Genomic DNA, 1,268 nt, shown 5'->3' on the forward strand with positions numbered 1-1,268 from the left:
GACTTAGTTTATATTAGTAAAGATATAGATGATGAGATGAAAAATAGTAGAACGTACTATGGTGATGTTCTTTTAAATATTACAGGAGCATCAATAGGTAGAACAGCCATTAATTCGATAGTTGAAATACATGCTAATTTAAATCAACATGTATGTATTATTAGATTGAAAAAAGAGTATTATTATAATTTTTTTGGACAGTATCTATTATCAAGAAAAGGTAAAAGGAAAATTTTCCTTGCACAAAGTGGAGGTAGTCGAGAAGGTCTAAACTTCAAAGAAATTGCTAATTTAAAAATCTTCACCCCAACTATATTTGAAGAACAGCAAAAAATAGGCAAGTTCTTCAGCAAACTCGACCGACAAATTGAATTAGAAGAACAAAAACTTGAATTGCTTCAACAACAGAAAAAAGGCTATATGCAGAAAATCTTCACACAAGAATTGCGATTCAAAGATGAGAATGGTGAAGAATATCCAGAGTGGGAAAACAAATTCATAAAAGACATCTTTATCTTTGAAAATAATAGAAGAAAACCAATTACTTCTTCATTAAGAGAAAAGGGGTTATACCCTTACTATGGTGCAACTGGAATTATTGATTACGTAAAAGATTATTTATTCAATAATGAAGAACGATTACTAATAGGAGAAGATGGTGCAAAATGGGGGCAGTTTGAGACGAGTAGCTTTATTGCTAATGGGCAATACTGGGTAAATAATCATGCGCATGTAGTTAAAAGTAATGATCATAATTTGTTTTTTATGAATTATTATTTAAATTTTAAAGAACTACGAGCATTTGTCACAGGTAATGCACCAGCTAAATTAACTCATGCGAACTTATGCAATATAAATCTTAAAATACCTTGTCTCACTGAACAAGATAAAGTAAGTGCATTGTTAAAATCTATAGACAATAAAATGAATAATCAAATGAATAGAATTGAGTTATTAAAAGAACGTAAAAAAGAACTATTACAAAAAATGTTTATTTAACCCTGATAACAACCTATTAATTGAAATGATAAAAATCCTATGAATAAATTGTAATATATTAATATTGAAACTATTATAATTTGGGGTTTATTTTTTTAGAAGTTTAGTGAATCGTCTACATTTAGTTGGACAAATTCTATGAGAATAGATATTGTTAAACTAAGAGGTTAGGCGATTTTATTGTGACAAGAGACTGAAGAGCTTTTAGTAAATAATTTAAATTAAAATAATTAAACTTTATGAAAATGGTAAGCCTAGAAACGAAATTA

General features: G+C 28.0%; 1 protein-coding gene. It reads left to right on the top strand.

All coding sequences use genetic code 11. The features are described 5' to 3' along the window. Positions 1-999, top strand: a 999-nt coding sequence (locus tag IDG60_RS14715) for a restriction endonuclease subunit S (RefSeq protein ID WP_206160842.1), incomplete at its 5' end; no start/stop codon positions are given. Positions 1,000-1,268 lie beyond the last annotated feature (269 nt).

The organism is Staphylococcus sp. EG-SA-2, assembly GCF_017152085.1.